General features: G+C 42.4%; 16 protein-coding genes. 12 read left to right on the top strand and 4 right to left on the bottom strand.

Features of this window, described 5'->3' with window-relative positions:
- Positions 1 to 241: 241 nt before the first annotated feature.
- Positions 242 to 556, top strand: coding sequence for an antirestriction protein (locus tag V4C51_RS14060; protein ID WP_330926813.1), 315 nt, complete (start codon positions 242 to 244; stop codon positions 554 to 556).
- Positions 557 to 780: 224 nt separating this feature from the next.
- Positions 781 to 996, top strand: a complete 216-nt coding sequence (locus V4C51_RS14055; protein WP_330926812.1) for a hypothetical protein — start codon at positions 781 to 783, stop codon at positions 994 to 996.
- A 55-nt stretch (positions 997 to 1,051) separates the two neighbouring features.
- Here V4C51_RS14055 and V4C51_RS14050 read toward each other — a convergent pair whose 3' ends face one another.
- From V4C51_RS14050 to V4C51_RS14040, 3 genes are read right to left on the bottom strand one after another with little or no spacing between them, the layout of a single operon-like run.
- The gene (locus V4C51_RS14050; RefSeq protein ID WP_330926811.1) at positions 1,052 to 1,609 is read right to left on the bottom strand and encodes a hypothetical protein; all 558 of its coding nucleotides are present in this window, start codon (positions 1,607 to 1,609) and stop codon (positions 1,052 to 1,054) included.
- The gene (locus V4C51_RS14045) at positions 1,602 to 2,474 is read right to left on the bottom strand and encodes a ParB/RepB/Spo0J family partition protein (protein ID WP_330926810.1); all 873 of its coding nucleotides are present in this window, start codon (positions 2,472 to 2,474) and stop codon (positions 1,602 to 1,604) included. Before V4C51_RS14045 ends, V4C51_RS14050 begins: the two co-directional genes overlap by 8 nt.
- A 1-nt stretch (position 2,475) precedes the next feature.
- A complete protein-coding gene (locus tag V4C51_RS14040; protein ID WP_330926809.1) occupies positions 2,476 to 4,359 on the bottom strand; it encodes a type IV secretory system conjugative DNA transfer family protein in 1,884 nt (627 codons plus the stop codon).
- 1,407 nt (positions 4,360 to 5,766) lie between these two features.
- Here V4C51_RS14040 and V4C51_RS14035 point away from each other — a divergent pair.
- From V4C51_RS14035 to V4C51_RS14010, 6 genes are all read left to right on the top strand, one after another.
- Positions 5,767 to 6,438: a hypothetical protein gene (locus V4C51_RS14035; protein WP_330926808.1), complete on the top strand. Its 672-nt coding sequence runs from the start codon at positions 5,767 to 5,769 to the stop codon at positions 6,436 to 6,438.
- A gap of 759 nt (positions 6,439 to 7,197) precedes the next feature.
- The gene (locus tag V4C51_RS14030) at positions 7,198 to 7,851 is read left to right on the top strand and encodes a GP88 family protein (protein ID WP_330926807.1); all 654 of its coding nucleotides are present in this window, start codon (positions 7,198 to 7,200) and stop codon (positions 7,849 to 7,851) included.
- Positions 7,852 to 7,940: 89 nt separating this feature from the next.
- Positions 7,941 to 8,210 (top strand): hypothetical protein, encoded by a 270-nt coding sequence (locus tag V4C51_RS14025; RefSeq protein ID WP_330926806.1) that lies wholly within the window; start codon positions 7,941 to 7,943, stop codon positions 8,208 to 8,210.
- Positions 8,207 to 8,422: a helix-turn-helix domain-containing protein gene (locus tag V4C51_RS14020; protein ID WP_330926805.1), complete on the top strand. Its 216-nt coding sequence runs from the start codon at positions 8,207 to 8,209 to the stop codon at positions 8,420 to 8,422. The genes V4C51_RS14025 and V4C51_RS14020 overlap by 4 nt, the downstream gene beginning before the upstream one ends.
- Positions 8,423 to 8,969: 547 nt before the next feature.
- Entirely contained in the window at positions 8,970 to 10,316 is a 1,347-nt protein-coding gene (locus tag V4C51_RS14015; RefSeq protein ID WP_330926804.1) for a replication initiation protein, read from the top strand.
- Between the two features lie 224 nt (positions 10,317 to 10,540).
- Positions 10,541 to 10,807, top strand: a complete 267-nt coding sequence (locus V4C51_RS14010) for a hypothetical protein (protein WP_330926803.1) — start codon at positions 10,541 to 10,543, stop codon at positions 10,805 to 10,807.
- 681 nt (positions 10,808 to 11,488) lie between these two features.
- Here V4C51_RS14010 and V4C51_RS14005 read toward each other — a convergent pair.
- Positions 11,489 to 11,899: an endonuclease domain-containing protein gene (locus tag V4C51_RS14005; protein WP_330926802.1), complete on the bottom strand. Its 411-nt coding sequence runs from the start codon at positions 11,897 to 11,899 to the stop codon at positions 11,489 to 11,491.
- Between the two features lie 219 nt (positions 11,900 to 12,118).
- Between V4C51_RS14005 and V4C51_RS14000 the strand changes: the two genes are divergently transcribed.
- The 4 genes from V4C51_RS14000 to V4C51_RS13985 all read left to right on the top strand — a co-directional run bounded on the left by V4C51_RS14000 (position 12,119) and on the right by V4C51_RS13985 (position 16,613).
- The gene (locus V4C51_RS14000; protein WP_330926801.1) at positions 12,119 to 13,108 is read left to right on the top strand and encodes a DNA-binding protein; all 990 of its coding nucleotides are present in this window, start codon (positions 12,119 to 12,121) and stop codon (positions 13,106 to 13,108) included.
- Between the two features lie 336 nt (positions 13,109 to 13,444).
- Positions 13,445 to 14,365, top strand: coding sequence for a hypothetical protein (locus V4C51_RS13995; protein WP_330926800.1), 921 nt, complete (start codon positions 13,445 to 13,447; stop codon positions 14,363 to 14,365).
- Positions 14,366 to 14,667: 302 nt separating this feature from the next.
- Positions 14,668 to 15,897 carry a J domain-containing protein gene (locus V4C51_RS13990; protein WP_330926799.1) on the top strand — a complete coding sequence of 410 codons (1,230 nt, stop codon included), beginning with the start codon at positions 14,668 to 14,670 and terminating at the stop codon, positions 15,895 to 15,897.
- Positions 15,894 to 16,613, top strand: coding sequence for a hypothetical protein (locus V4C51_RS13985; protein WP_330926798.1), 720 nt, complete (start codon positions 15,894 to 15,896; stop codon positions 16,611 to 16,613). Before V4C51_RS13990 ends, V4C51_RS13985 begins: the two co-directional genes overlap by 4 nt.
- The last annotated feature ends 504 nt before the right edge of the window (positions 16,614 to 17,117 follow it).

Raw genomic sequence — 17,117 nt, 5'->3', positions numbered from 1 at the left:
AATCACTATATCCGTTATTAGGCATTAGCCTGGTATCCCAAGAACGCCTTCAGGCTGTTTTGGGTATCAAGCTATTGCTTGTACTCGGATCAGCCAAAACGTTGGCCTAGTGAATAGTACGGTAACTATGATTACAACAAGAACTGTACCAATAAAACTGCGTACGGCTTTTTTGAAATGTATCACAAAAAAAGCAGATACTTTCGATGAACTTAGTAAAAGGTATTCCAGGATGTTCTTCATGGAAAATGAAGCACTTTCTGGCTACTTTCACTACAAGATCGCAAGTAATGGAGCTAGGTATCTTTATCCTCATGATAGGGATAAAGATAGAAAGCAGATTAGAATGGTGTCTAGTTTTGAGAACATTGATGTTCTCATGAGCCATGAAGCTGCTGGAATCGCTTTAACTGGCTTTGTTTTGCAGTTTATGGCTTATGAGCTACAGAATGAAGATCAGGATGAGTCTAAAAAGCTATTGTTGCAGTACGAGAAAATTTATGAGCTTGCAAAAGAGCATAAAGAATTCGCTACGATACAATCTTTTTTGATTTAGAGTAGTGAAAAACCTCAATCAGCTAAGCTGATTGAGGTTTTTCTTTTTTTATGGCAACATAGCTTTTTTTTCACTATTTATTTTGTTATCTTAGTATTGCAATGAATTGACATTGCATAGGGTTATCTGGCTTTGCCTGATATTCTTTCACAACACAGAAAAACTTGTGTTGGTCTGATTATCTTGGCTTTGCCATATAACTCAGACTAGCTTCAGGTGATCCTGTGGCAAAAATAAAGATAAATATCATGATAAAATTTGAATCTGAAAACGGTTTTGTATCGGTATTTTTTGAGTCTTCTTGTGGCAATAGTGTTGAAGTCACATTCTGTGATGAATTTTTCTTCACTGACCCTGAGACAAAAATAATGTCTTTATCAGAAGCTGAAAAATTACAAAACGATTTGAAAGAAGAAGGGTTTGTAAAAACGACAACTTGATGAGGACTAGTCTTCACCAAAAAACCTCAACCAGCATGCTGATTGAGGTTTTTCTTTATGCAACGGTAGCCAACTGCTCTTTTCTTATTTTGTGGTACTGACGGCATATTTTGTACAATGCGTTCAGGAGAAGATTAAGCTGTTTTATCACGCCTCCGCGCCTTCTCTCATTTTCTCCAGCATCAATGTCTCCATCAAACCGGGCCTTATTTAAATTAATTATATGGCTGTTAGCCATAGCGAAAGCTTTTATAAGGGCTGAATTGACGGGGTTTAACTGTTCTTTGTTGTAGTCTATGGGGTAGTGATTGTTAGGTGTGAAGGGTCTTAATTCAATGCCTGTAGTCAGTGTGTAAAGCTCGTCCTCCATTTCTTTTAGATATACCCTGTACTCAGATATAAGAGTATTGATTTTCTCACAGGTTTTATGCGCAAAATCCCGCTGTACAGACATTATTTTTGACGTAGAAAAGGCATAAACAGAAAAGATGTTGTCATACAGAAAAACACCATCCAGTATTTTCTTTGACTTTGGGCCGAAGTAGTCATGCTTCCAGGTAACGGCAAGCCGCTTATTGTGGAACACGACCTCCCTTTTGATTTTCCTAGGCATGATCCACCTCAATCTCTGCTTTTTGGTAATACTCTGTTGAGTCGCTAGTGCTTTCTTTCTCTTGCTTAGCTGTAGGGGCTTCCTCCTCTAGTAGCTCTTCCAGTTTTGCCAGGAACACTTCTTTAAAATCTGCCAGGTCTGGATTGATACCAAGCTTTTTAGCGAGCAGATTGCACTGGTCTTCAGTAAAACTGAATGACGCCCGGTAAGGCTTTGGAGCAGAAGGCTTTGCTTGTTTTTTCTGAAGTTGCAGCAGCTCTTTTATAACCGCAGGAGCTGATTCGCCAGCCTCGCAACGTTCCAGGGCCAGTTTAACATTTTCAAGGCCAAGGGCTTTTAGGTCATAAATGTTATTAGCATCTTGGATAAATTCTTTTTTGACCAGCTCAATACCAGCTTTGGGCAGTTTGAAGATAGCCATGAGTTTAGACACATAAGAGCCATTTTTTAGCCCATGCAGGATGATAATATCATCCGTGTTAAACCCCTTTTCTTTGTGGTATTTCACGCTGGCAGCAAGCTCATAGAGCGGCACTTGGCGGCGTAGAGTGTTCGATGAAGTGAAGTCATACTCTCTGATTAATTCATCGCTATCAACAACAAGACACGGCACCTCTGTTAGACCAGCTTGAGCGGCAGCCCTGAAGCGGTACTCTCCTTTGTTGATAGTATAGGTATCCGTGTCCCCATTTTGGAACACCTCTAACGGCTCACGAATGCCGTACTTATCGCCGTTCGGTAGTACTAGATTGATAGAGCGTGCAATCCGCTCAACCCTCTCAGTATTTTCCGGGGAGCTAAAATCAATATCAGACTGCTTTGGATTGGTTTTCAGGTCTTCGAGGGGTAAGCTTACTATTGTCATGTCATAGCCCTTTTTCTAATTGTTTTAACAGCTCAGATGACTTCTGTTCTATATTATTTTTTTCAATACTGCTTATCTGATTGTCTGTATTTTTGGGTTTTTCTTCAATGTTTTTTTCTTTCACTTTTAATACTTTTTTCTTCTTATAGCCTTTATAAGAAGGTTTTTCTTCAGTAGGTAATTCAGTAAAATTGCTTACAGGAATCCAGCATGTTTTGATGATAGTTGCCAGATATCCACCATTAATGAAAACACCGACCCTAGGAACAAAAGAGAGAATGGAGTTAGGTGGTATATAATATTCTTCAATATTTCCGTACATCTTGTCGCCAGTCCATTTTTCAGCACCGAATTTATCAATTTCAGTACGTTCTGATTTAGTCACGGTTTTTACATGGGTTCCTGTCATACCTGCTACCCAGCGTGCGCTTTCTTCATCGTCTGCCCGGTAGCTGAAAGTCATGAGCGTGTTGGTTTCTATACCGTTGGAAATAGAGTTAGCATTCAGGCTTTCATCAGAAAGATTGTGCAAATCCCGTTTAGCCTGGTATGAAATTGCCATATTGACATTTTTTGAGAGTAGAGTTGCCAGTGAATCAGCAAGGGAGTCTGTGACCAGGAAGCGAACTTCATCCATGACAAAAAAGATATGCTGATCCTGTTTTTTCTTCAAGCCAAGCTGTATAAACTCTTCAATCAGAGCGATGTTTGCAGAGCGGACCAGCTTATCTTTCATATGCCCACGTATATAAACAACATTTGCTGATTGCATTGACTCAGCAACATTGAACTGTTTTCGATTATAGGAAGGCTTTAGTGAGTCTAATTTCATAAACTCACTGATTCTATCGCGTAAGTTTTCACCTTTCTCAGCAATCCATTCTTGCTGATTTTTTGGAATGCTATCATCTTCCCCGGTTAGCATTTGGTGAATATGAGGCAACGTGCCATCCCAGGTATCCATTAAGTAATCCAGTACCCTACGGTTGCCTGCCATATAGAAATCGGCTCCAGTTCCTTTATCGTGCAGCCTACAGGCTTTTATAACTCGCTCCTCTCTATCCCGGCGAGATCCGTGTTTAAACGGCTCATAAGTACCATATGAGCCGTTTAGGTCGATATACTGAATATCTCTGCCAATCTCTTCACAAGCTTGTTTCATAATGTGATAAATGAAGTCGTCAGGTTTGATATCATTGAACCAGACACCCCAGCCTTTTTTGATAGCTTGGTCGATCATGACACCTAAGCCAACGCCTTTACCTACCTGAGTCGGACCAAGTATTTTTGCATGCCGCTTTGCGAACTCATCATCTTCTACATAAACGGGTTGGTTATCAGCATTCACTCCAACAAAGAAGTAGCCTTCCTTGTAATAGTCTCTTGGGTCAAAATCCATCGACTGATTTTTATCGGCTTCTTTTGTGATATCACTGGCCTCATCTTCAGATTGTTTAACCTGAAGTGAGCGGTACTTACTAATGATCTTTGGCTTTATTGAGCGGTGCCAGATAACAGAAAAGGCAATAAAAGGAATAATGCTCAAGGTGTATAAATACCAGTGCTCTGAATAAGACTTAAGATATTGTTCCCCAATATAAGATATATACCAAGAGTAGCCTATGTCGGAATGAACAATAGCCCCAACCATAGTAAGAGTAAGCAGTGCTAAAGCGTGAATCAATAAAACACCGACCAATACCCAACGGCGAAAGTACATTCTCACCATATCAAAGCCGGTCTTTTCATCTTTGTTAACAACTTTTCCAGATAGCGTTTTCCAGGCCGCAAACAGAATAATGATTGTTGAGCTATAAGCTATCCAGGGATTGATATTATTAGCTACGATTCCTAAGTAATTTTCCAGTTGTTGCCAGCCGCTCATGTCGTCCCTCATTTTTTCCGAATTGGAAAAAGCTGCTTACAACCAGCTAGAGAGGAGTCATGAACCGTATTTTTCCGAATCGGAAAAATCCCTACCTAAACCCCAAAAGGGGGTAATAGGTAGGATGCTTCATTATGGCGATGCTCCACGCCGGTTAGTTTTTGTAAAGGGTAATACTTCACCCCGGTTAGTTTTATTGGCTAAGGTTCCATTGCTAGTATGAATACAAGCGCTGTTACCTGGTTTCTTTTTGTTATGAAACATAAAGGTTCTCCGTAAACTCGCTGGCAGGTGCCACCCTGACAGCGAGGTTATCTAAATAGCGGGTTTCCCCGCGCCTAAATGTAATACCTCAGACTTTCAAGTACATGTTGGTACTGCGGCCAAGCAGCATGATTCCAACTCGCGAAAGGGATTCGGTAGTATCCCCCAGTCGCTTTCGCCTCTACTCATCCAATCTCCCACACTCCAGTTCTCCACGCCTTGCCACAGGTCGTATCAAAAAACTGTTGTGCTTCCCACGTTAGCTACATCATGTCGATGTTAAACGCCGCTGATCTCCACATCATTGCTAGGCATACCGCCTCACTGTCGCTTTCAGGGGGCCGAGATTCCAAAGCACCTCCCTTACTCACAATGATGTTTCACCGATCACTACCAGACTCACTAAGTCACGGCTTTTAACAACTTACCCGGATGCATCGTCTACCGATGCAATTACACGCTTGAGCTATACAGTGACCTTAAAAGCTTACGCCTCTAAGTGCCGAGTCATCCAGCTTTCGCCTCAGACCCCTATTGCCTCTCGACAACCTCAACAGCCCACGTGCCAGGATTGAGTTATACCCTTTCGAGCATCCCTCAATGCGGATTTTCACCGCTTCACGAAGAGCAGGGTTTACTGTGTCGCCACAGTTCCCGTTTCCGTGTCGCCCAATCCGTTCTTCGGGATTGGGTCGAAAGAAGGAATTTCACCTTCTAGCGCCCGTCGTAGCCGCACCAGCTCAATTACGAGCATGCGGCTTCGGCATTACGGCCTGGTAGGTTGGCATCCTTCCAGGCTCACGACGGTTGGCAGCCGCCGCTTGCTTAGGCCCGACTTGCGTCGGTATTTACTTGCTGGCATAGCCAGCGAGCTTACGGAGAGTCTCTATTGCTCCTCTCATCGTCTGCTATTTGCTCCAGGCTTACGCTGGAGCTTGCTAGCAGCAGCAATTGGCTCTTTCAACATATCAATGTTTCAGTGCAATTGGCTAGCATTTCTGCGCTCCGCGCGGAATCTCTTTTAACAACTCCGTGCAAATTGATAGTCCCTTATATAACGTCTCCAGAGTGTACAAATTTTAATTCAGCAGTATCATGTAAAATATGATCTGATAATAAAAAATAGAAAAATGCAGAGGTTTTATGGAAGAAATACAGTGTTTTACGAGCCAAAAAGATATCATGTTGAAAATAAGACACCTTGTATCTAAAAGTTATTATTTTCATGCAAAGGGTTCTTTTCACAAGAAAGACTCTAAGAAAATTTTATTAAAATTCTCTGACAGATATGGTGTATTCAATACTAGAGGGCAACGCGATTGGAAAAAGAGAAAGGGTGAGGCACGCTCTTACTGTATCTTATTAAAAACAAAAAATAGTCCTGAAAGAATTCACTTCTGGCTATTAGCTTCTGAAGGAAAAGGGCTAATATTTGACTTAGAAGATATGCAGGATTGCCGAAAAAAAGAAAGCAGAATAACAACATCTGATGAAGACTACTATCTTGTAAAAAGCCCAAATAAAAACGGTGCTCCCCGGTGGACATGGAGACTTTCTTCAAGCCATTACGATAGCTATAAAGAGCGAATAAGACGGGCTATAAGAAATAAAAATGACCATAAACTCAGGCAACTACATTACAGTATTGTAAGAATATCCGGTTTCAGTGACGCAAGAAAACAAGGTTTTGCACTATTACGTTATATGAATAGCGAGTGGAAAAGAATCAGAAAATGCTCTGAAAAATACCCTTTTGAAGGTTCTTATATAGGATATATTGGACGGTTTAAAAAAGTAGAGCAGACCCCTGTATAAGTTAAAAAATAATATTTTTTGATGGGGTAGCCGGGGCATTTGAACAGAAACTTACGGTTTCACCCTCCTGGGTCTGGCTTAAACCGTAGTATTGTACAATCCAGTTATATAACAAAAATGGATTGTACAATACAAATTAATAATTATTCACCCATAATGAAATAACGGATGAAATTACCGTGACCATCACATCAATCTACTGGGGGATTACCGGCTGGATCTGAACCAAAAGGTACGACCGTTAGAGTTTGATATTTTTCCTAAAAAAACAAGGTGTGAAGATTTGTCACAGTTACGGGCCACGTATCATATTATGTTGATGCATCGAGAACCAAAAACGTTGCGGCGCATCACCTCTCTACAAATACTCAGCTTCCTACGCGCCTTATGAGGGGCTTTGCCCCCTCAACCCCCACACTCGCCGTGAGGCAGGCGCTGGGGGAGAACCCCAGCACCAGCCGAATAGTGTTTTTGTTCTTGGGTGGTACAAGGGTCGCCTTGCTTGTCAGGTAAACTTTTTTTCTGCTCTAGATCATCGTATCGGTAAGGCCAAACACATTACTTAGACTCTCATGGCTGCACGCTCAAACATCAGAAAAAAACTTTACCTGCCACCCTTGACCAATCAACATTTTACAGTAATAAAAGTGTAAAAAATTCACTTTTATATCTTTAAAAAGTATAATAATTTCTATATAATAAATATAGTTGATTAGGTGGTACAACGTTCTTTAACAATGTGCTTACACGGAGGCTTGAATGATCCACCTTTCGAGGGTCAGTAAGTTGGATGGAATCCGTTCTTGGTCAATGACAGCAGGTGTCACTTGCCCTGGTTCAAGAAATTTTGATGGTTCCCTGGTTGATGCTTGTGCAGGTTGTTATGCGAAAGGCGGTAACTACCGTTTTTCTAACGCACGGCAACCAAGGGAAGAGAATCAAAAGGACTGGAAACGCTCTGATTGGGTTGCCGACATGGTAAGAGAATTGGACAATGACAGGTATTTTCGTTGGTTTGATTCTGGTGATATTTATCACCCGGAATTAGCGAAAAAAATACTTGAAATTGTTAGACTCACCCCTTGGGCTAAACATTGGATTCCTACCCGTTCTCACAAGCTCCCAAAACTTCGCCTTATCCTGGAAAAAATTGCAGAAGAGCCTAATGCCTCAGTGCGTTACTCTAGCGATTCAGTCACCGGAGAATATGGATATATTCACGGATCGACCATAGTACCGACTAAGGATATAGATGATGCAAATTTAACGATTTGTGAAGCCTATGCGAACAATGGGGGCCGCTGTAATGGTTGCCGCAAGTGTTGGGATAAAAGCATCAAAGTTATAGCTTATATCGCTCACGGACGCAGTATGAGGGCTGTACTTAAACGAAAAGGGATTTTAATCAAATAGAGAGTCTGGGCTATATGCCCAGACTTTTATCAACTTAGGTTGTAAGCATAAAAAATAGAAAGTTTTACCAAAACTACTGAGGAGAAGAAATGTTTAAAAATTGGGTGCCTGTAAAGCTGAATCCCTATAGCGGTTGCGCTTGGTTTCAGATACATGGAAATGAATTGGCATTGCGTCAGGTAAACGGCTGTGGAGAGATTTTAGAGGGTGTTGCGAGTGGTGTTTATGTATATGAGCTAGTCGGGCTTGAGTTAGATAAAGCCGATGATGAGCAGCTTCAACAAACTGTCTGCACAATACTTCTTGACGACATTATACAGTTTTCTGTGATAGGTGTTGTCCAGGAGATAAAACAATGACAGGGGCAGAATATAAAGCCTTCCGTAAGGCTTTGGGGCTATCACAAGAGCAATTAGCTGAAACTTTAGGGGTAGGTAAGAAAACTATCGTTAACCAAGAGAAAACTGTTGAGGTTCCGCCTGTTTATGTACTCTCTTTGAAGTACATTGCTTTGCAAAAAAAAAGGGAAATCATTAAAGATGCTTTTTCATTTGTCTTAAAAGAAATATAATATGTATATTATCCAATCATATAATGATGAGTTTTTTAACTGGAGTCCCACCGCAAAATTGGTAGTTCATTACAGTTGGTGATTTGTAATTATTGGGGAGTAACTATGGTGATTAGTGTGGTCAGGTTGTGGGCAACTTGTGTGCGGGGTGCTTTTTCCCGTGCACAAGTTGTCCATGACCTGTCCACCGTTCGCACAGCGAAATCCCCATAGTTGAACGACCTATTCCTCAGTTTTTGCCTTTTTCTTATATTTCAACCCTAAAACCGTCACCCTTTACCCTAAATCTGTCACCCTTTACCCTAAATCTGTCACCCTTTACCCTAAATCTGTCACCCTTTACCCTAAATCTGTCACCCAAAAGCTCTACAGGCCACGGTACTCAACGGCTCTATTTTTTATAAGAATCTTGTAATAACTGGGTAAGAATTTGCTTAATAATCAGGTAAGAATCAATAAAAATCACTAAGAGTCAGTAAGAGCTTTTAAACGACAAAAATATGAGTTATATTAAGGTGACAAAGACAGATAACATAGTGTCACCTTTATGAAAAGCTCTAACGAAATAGATATTTTTGATAGTAAGCATAGTGTCATAACAAACTCAAAACATAGAATGCTCACTGAAAGCAATGAGTTTTACCGTGTCAGACATTCTATGACTGTCAACCAACAGCGTCTTCTGTTGCTTGTCATTTCAGAACTTCAGTTCAAACATAAAGAAGAAATGAAGGCAGAAAACTTTATTGTCCCCAGTGTTACTTTGTTTATTCCAGACATAGAGGAAGCACTAGAGATCAGTAGTAAAAGTATTTATAACGACTTATACAAGGCAACCAGAGACTTAGGTAAAATTTCTTTTGAACGGAGAATAGCTCCTGGTGAGTATGAAGTTATTGGTCTTATCGAAAGAGCAAAAGCCAGTGAAGGTCGTGGCCTTGTGCAGATACAGTTAACGCGGTCAGCCTTATCATACTTCGGAAATTTAAGTGATAATTATCACAAGTTTCAACTTCGCATGATAGCCATGCTTTCTACCCCATACCAAATGAACTTTTACAAGGCATTGTGCAATGTTACCAATACACAGCATAAAACCAGAACATTTTGGCTTTATCCTGAGTACCTTAAAAAAGAAAACGACCTATATTTACCTGATGTGATCGGTTACGATCCAAATTCAAAATCCTACAGTCAGTATAAAAATATTAAACGACGTATTATTAATGATACTAAGGATATTATAGGTAAAAAAACAGATATTACTGACATAAACTGTAAAGAAATAAAGTCCGGTAGAAAAGTAATAGGTCTTAAAATCTCATTTAGGGTCGACTATAGTCGTCGTACTTCCCTGCGAGCAGCCAGCCAATCTTGGATGCATCCTGTCGAGTATTACTTTTCAACGATACATTATAAAAAACTCACTCCCCAGGAACAAAAAATATATGATGAACATGGATTTAAAAGTGAGGATATAAAGAAAACTTTCAATAATTTTGTTATGGATTACGAGCCAATCATCAGGCAAGCGGTTATTGAGCGGGGGGATGTATACCCCGATCTGAGCACAATTACTTGGTATGTTAATTGGCTGTTAGAAAATGGCGCTATGAACAAATACAGAACTGACAAGCCTGATATGATGAATCCTGAACAATCTTATACCGCAGTACTATATGCTTCCCGCTTCCAGACAGAAGATAAACAGCTTTTACCTAGCAGTTTTGAAATTGATGATGAACTTGCTGATTGGGCTATAGCCTTCTATCCACATATTGATAATGTTAAAGAAACATCTAAATTTATCCTGTGGCATCGGGAAAATCAGATAAAAAGCATGAACTGGGCGTTAAAATGGATGCAATGGCTAGCAGGAGCGGAATCTAAGTAAAAATTTCACTATCGAAACTTTTCATTTTTCATGCATCAGGGGCAATCCTTTAACTTAAAAAATTTCAAAGTTACTATATAATGTTAAAAAAATCTACCGTCATACTACTATGCTTAACATCATCACTCTCAAATTCTGCACAAGCTGCTTCTCAAGATGAATGTGCTATCTGGCTTTGTTTACCAAGCGGATTTCCTTCTGGATGCAGCGGCGCTTACTCAGCTATGAAAAATCGAGTGAAGAAGTTCAAACCGCCATTACCGTCTTTCTCAAGCTGTGCCATTGATGGCTCATCAAGCGGGATGTTATCAAAAGATGGCAGGGCTGCCGAAATACATCATGGTCAAAGCTGGGTAAAGGGTACAACATGTCAGCGTGTAGGTGGCGACAATAGGAGATACAGACCTTCGGGTTGTACGGGCAGTGGTTATTATGCGGAAGTTTACAGTGACGGAAAACAAATGGGAGAAACCTATTATTTTATGCCGTAAATCTGAGCTGCTACGTGAAAAATTGAACAAAAACCGGGCGCAATCTCGTTCCTTTAGGGGTGAGTCAAGTCCGGACAAGGCATTAGCCTTGCTGTGATAGTCGTTTAGATGTTTTTACTGCTTTTTCAGAGGGAGAGGTTCTCTGATTTTCTATTGTCCCAACATATTAGATCGAAAAGCAATGGTGAACGCTCCTCAAAATAACCTGGTCTAAAAAAGTGGCGTTTTCGGTAAGTAGAATGTCCCTCACTTTTCACCCAATAAATAATAATGGATTATTATTTATTGGGTGAAAAAAAGAGAAACAGCCGTTATTGGCTGTTATTTCAAGTGCTTCAGCAGTTTGGTTGCCGCAGGTAATCGCTTCTGTTGACTCTCCAGGCGTTTCCGGCCACCCGCTGCTCAGAGGGAGGAGCTGGCCAATCATCTACAAGCTCAGGGAATCAACCTGTAAGCCACACCTCCCAAGAGACGGCTGTTATTATCACTTAATTTCGGGCAGAAATGGCTGTTTGCAGGCTAATCTCACTTAATTCGGGCACATTCTCACTTAATGTGAGCATGGCCATACTCTTATTCTCGTTTAATTCGGGCACAAAAGTGCCCTTGTTTGCAGGCAGAACTGATCTTGTTTGCAAGCAGCTACATCTAATGCTCTGTTTTTCAATGGAAAGCGCTGTTTTATTCAGTCGAAAGCGTATAATGAGGTTTGTTCTTCCTTCTATGCTTTTTCAAATACCCGGCTGCCGCTTCCAAAAGCGCGGGATCATCACCCGCCTGTATTACAATTGTATTACATCTGTCACACAACACCCCTACCCGCCTTCCCCCTGTTTTATCAATATCTACGTGCAGGGCATCGGCTTTGCTGCTCGCTTCCAGCCTGCCCTGCTTCTGCTGATGACAGATCATGCAACGGTGGTCGGCCCTGGCGCATAACGCCTCGTAGCTCTCATATTCCATCTGATACTGCTGGGTGATCTTCCGCTTTTTATCCGACAGCCGGATGCCCTGGTTCTCAGCATACTGTTGCCGTCGCCGATGGTTCCGGCACGATTTGCACCAGTTGTGAAAACCACTGAGTGGCCTCATTTTTATCCGTGCTGACAGTGTACCGGATGAAGAGCATCGTCCGGTAGTCTGATAGACCGGCTGTACCGGTAAGGACAGTTACCGGTAGCGTGGAGCAATCGTGTGAAACATTAAAAATAAGTAAGTTTGTAAGTAAGTAAGTTTATAAGTAAGTTTGTAAGTAAGTAAAATTTACTCTATAATAAAATGAACAACACAGACAAAAGCAGGTATTAAGCAATGGGCAGGCGAGCAACTTTCACCGATAACGTGATCCTGGATGCAGCCAGGAACCTGAAAGCGGAAGGTAAAGAGGTGTCAGGCTGGACAGTTCATAAGCTGCTAGGTGGTGGCAGGATCAGTCGTATTGAGAAAGTGTTGTCTGACAATGAAGTGAGCGTACTCGATGCGGAGCCAGCTATTGAAGAACAGGTGCTTACTCTACCTAGCCAATTTCAACCCATTGTTGATGAAGGTCAGCAAGCGCTTCATAACCTGGCTTGTGAAATGTGGCGGGTAGCTTCAGAAATGGCTGATAATCGGGTGCGTGATGAGTTCATGGCAGCCAAAAACGCTAAGGAAAAAGCTGAAAAAGAGTTAGCTGAAGCAAGGCAGGTGGTAGACCTACAGGAAGAAAGTTTAGAAAAGATGGATGAAGAACTTGAGGCCGTTAAAGCCGCAAATCAGCAGCAGCATAAGGAGCTTCAGCAGGCTGGACAGAAAATAGCAGCTAATGAAGCAGAAATAAAAAGTCTGATAGGTCAATTGGCAGAACTCAGAGGGGAGAATGAAAAGCTTGAGAGTGAGCTAGAGAAAGAGCAAACCTGTGCTTCTGAAATGCGGGGAGAGTTGAAAGCAAAAGAGCAACAACTGTCGGGTATTTCAAAAGAAAATGGGAAGCTTTCTGACAGGAACAATAAATTACAAGAAGGACTTACTGCTGCTGCCAAAGAAGAAACTAGGCTGAAGTTTTCTCTGGATCATGCTGCCAGTGAGAATAAAGCTCTGATGACAAAATCGGCGGAAAAGAATAGTAAAATAACAACGCTTGAAAACCGTATTCATGAGCAGCAAGAAGAACTTTCAGAAATGACCAGATACAAGGCTGACTTGAATGCTTCAAGAAAAAGGGTTTCTGATTTGTTGAAAGAGTCAGATAGCTTGAGAGAGGAAAATAAGTCTTTATTAAAGCAGGTGGGAGGACTGGAGACAGAGTTGAAGAGCAAGTAAAGTTTCTGTAACACATATGTGTTACAGAAAGTCTCAAAGGGTTAGCGGCAGAAGCGGGGAAGTATTGTTCAGTAGTATTGGCTATTACCCACGGAAGTAGCAAAGTCAAATTGATCCGGTATTGCTCACGATGCAATTGTTGATTGTTTGGCGACACGCTCAGTGTGGCAATATATGGTTGCTAAAAATTTAGTTTCTTAACGAAAGATATCTTATTTCACGGGAATATTTAGTTATTTCTGTAACACATACGTGTTACAAATAGGTAAGAAAACTCATCATGCCAGGAGTTGAGGCCAAGGCATGATGAGTCACACATTTAACCAGGGGATAAACATGCAAGAACAATCTTACATCAATAAAGCAGGTCTGACTATTAGTGCGCTGGCATCGCTGTATCTATCCAGTGTGTTCTTTTTAGGAATGTCGGAGGGACTAACGGCGGTGGTCTTTCTAGCTGTCGGTATTGCTTCAGAATTAGGGAAGTATGCTTCAGTAGTAATTGCGACTACCCATCATGACTCTGGTAATAAAAGAGTAGCAGTGCGATATTTTGCTGTTACGGCTATATTGGTTTTGGTTAGTGTTGCGGGGAGTGCCGCTTCTCTTCTGGCTACAGATACGAAGCCGAAAACAAAACATACTGATTTAGAAAGTCGCATTGCGGATATTGATCAGCAAATCAATATTGAATTGTTGGCTATGGAGAGAGCCGCTTCAATCAATGCACAGACAGCCGGTGTAGCACCGGCCAGAGAAAGTATTGATATCCTTCGAACACAGAAAGCAGATTTATTAAAAGAGAAACAAGAAATTAATTTGCCGGATGAAAAAGGCATGTTAGCCCTTGCCAGAGATATTAGTGTGGAAACAGGTCTTTCACAAGAGCGTGTGCAGCGCATCATGGCAATTGTGGTTGCAGTGCTATTGGAGGGCCTGTGTTTATTCTTTGCTGTTGCCAATGCAGCTACTACCTTTACTGCTGAGGAAGTAGTAACAACTACTCAGGGTAACGAAGTGTCTCCAGGCGGAAGTGATGAGGGTAGTAAAGAGAACTCAGAGAATCAGAACCAGCACGAGCCAGATAAATTTGAAAGCTTGGTTGCTGCCATCAGATCGAGGGAGCTGGAGCCAACCCATGAAAATATCCGGGTGTTTATGGCGATGCAATCAGGGAAAGTAAAAGAAGTAAAAGAGAGGCTAAAGGCAAAAAATGTTGTTGTTGAAAGCTCAGGGGGGCGCTTGATGCCTGTATAAAAGACAGAATACTGTAACACATTTGTGTTACGCTAGAAGATGTATTTTAATTTGTGTAAACGCTTGTCGTTAATACTCCAAAGAGGAGAATAACAATGAGCGTTTACAGGCTCCGAAAGAGGATGTAATTTAATTTGTGTAAATTTACAATCAGGCTCCACAAACTCTTTTGTGGAGCCTGGACGCAGCCAAATAATGATAGTCCAGATAGTTCATCCGGGCTCTTTTTTGTGGTCTATTAAATAATAATAGATTATTCTTTAATGGCTTTTAACAATTAACAATCAGGGCAGGAGAACGCCATGGCATGGCACCGACGATATGTAGCGCCGGTTAATTCCGGTGCATCCCCCCGCATTACCGTGCTGTTTTACAGAAAGGACCTGTTATGGGTGCCACCACAGGATCAAACCATCAACCCTTATACCCAGGAACATGTAAAGATCCCCATGACCGCGAAGGATGGTCGCCTGGTCGGCCCGAACATTTTCGATGTCATGAAGAAAGTCCAGCGCGATAAAAAACAGCTGGATAAACTCGGCATGGAAAATGCTGCCATTGGCACCTATATGGTGATTCGAGATGCCAAAGAGTTATTTGAACCCCCAAAGAAACCCAAAGTGATGAAGCTTGCGCCTGAAACGGAAGAGGAGGAAGGTGAGGAGTCTGCCCGAAAGGAACCGCTGAAAAAATCCTTATGCACCAAGGGCTATAGAGTTTCACGAGAAGATGACTTTTATCTGGTATCGAAAAAATCCACGGTATCCATCAGTCGCCTGGTCTTCCTGCTCGCCAGTGGTATGTGTGGTTCACCGGAGAACGCTTCTACCATGATCCGTGACGTTGCCGAAGCGGCCTGGGATCGGGACATTAAACGTGCAAAAAAACTGTACGACTTGATCACCAGCGAGGAGCATGGCATCCATTCTGGCGACATTCCTCAAAATTTGCTGGCAGAGTCTACTATTTCTCAGGAAGTCGAAACCCTGATCCTTCGGGAGGCCTGTGGCTGGATGGGCGTCGACCCCGATGAGGTGATTACCCGTAAGCGTGGCCGGCCTTACAGTGGCGGTGCGGATCTGGATGAAAACAGCCATGCCGGGAGCGTGTTGGTGCTCTGCCTGGGTGATGATGAGAGCGTTTCTGGTTGGTTGATTGCTGATTTTGGTGGCCATGCCAAAGGCACCAAGTTGGAGTCGTTGAACCTGATGGCACTGGCCCAGTTGCTGGTAGATCTGCAGGATGCCGAACATACCCTCGATGCGGAGCTACTGGAAGCGTACCTCGAAGCCATTGATCCTGAATGGCGCGACCGTATCCTTGATGATGCTGAAGATATTGATACCGATGCCAATACCGCGCTCGATCCTTACACCGTATTGGGCGTGAGTCCTGATGCGACACTGGAAGAGGTCACCAAAGCGTACAGAAAAGCCATGCGACAAGTGCATCCTGATAAATCCGGGCTGCCCAGTTTTTTTGCACAAACGGTCATCGAAGCCTATAAAACCCTGAAGGAGCAACTCTTGTGAGTAAAGACCTTATTCTAAAAAAACAGGCGTTCCTGGACAAAATCAAAAAAGGCAAGGCAGTGGCAAAGCCTGGCAAAGACCGTTTAAAAAAAGCCGCACAAAAAACCGGGAAAAACCGCCTGTTATTTTCTCTTGATGCCACGGCATCACGGGAGGAAGCCTGGGCAGTTGCTACTCAAATCACGGGTACCATGTTTGACAGTGTCCCGGACGATATTGAGGTGGCGCTGGCCTATCACGGGGGCAATTATGTGCAGGAAATGACGGATTTTTCTAAAAAGCCGAAGGTCTTTGCAGACAAACTGCACACCATTAAATGCCGGGCCGGAGCCACGGATCTCAATGGCATCTTGAGAAGGGCTGTGGACTGTCAGGGTTTGGCCTGCATTGTTTATATTGGCGACTGCTTTGAAGAAGATCAGGAAGTGGCAGAAGCACTGGCGAAACAGCTCAAACTTAAAGGGGTAAAGCTGTTTATGTTCCATGATCGCTCCTCGGAGAAGAACGGCTTTAATGTGGACTATGCCGCCCACGTTTTCAAAACTCTGGTGGATATCACGGGTGGAGCCGTCATGGATTTTAACGCACAGGCTCCCAAAAAAGCGGAGGAGCTGCTCGCTGCCATTGCCGTCTATACCGTTGGTGGTCAAAAACTGCTGAAAAGTCAGCAGAAGCGTCTGCCAGCTGCAGCCAAACTGCTAAAACACCTAGATTAACGGGAAAGGTTCTCCTTTCTCTTCTCTTTTTACCCAATAAATAATAATAGATTATTTATTATCTATGAAATATGAAAAACTATGAAAAACAACGCCAAGCGCTGACTTTTGTTGGGAAGAGGTGCGCACATTCCCCCGAAAAGTTCATTAAGGGTGAATCCTGGATAAGTGTGGGCCTTAAGCGTACGTTTTCGTTCCATTGGGCGCAGGCTCCATCACCGAAAAACAAAAGCTGCTTAATAACCCTTTAGCACCAAGGGCTACAGAGTGGATGTGGAGAAATATCATCCACTTGCTGGCCACGCTAAAAGAGCCTCGGCCTGCAAAACCACAATCTGATCAAAAATACTGGTGCATTTTACATCGTCCGAAAAAATCGGTCTGTTTTACGTCGAAAAACAGGGTTGGCTCTTAATGGATTCCGGGGAGTCGTCAGAAATACGGTTTTCCCGACTACAAAAACCGAGTGTTTCAACGTAAAACAGCTTCACTATGAAGCTTTAT

It is taken from the genome of Candidatus Sororendozoicomonas aggregata, assembly GCF_031528575.1.
Lineage (GTDB): Bacteria > Pseudomonadota > Gammaproteobacteria > Pseudomonadales > Endozoicomonadaceae > Endonucleibacter > Endonucleibacter aggregata.
The sequence above is the reverse complement of the archived record's forward strand: the minus strand, read 5'-3'. Positions and strand labels throughout refer to the sequence as shown.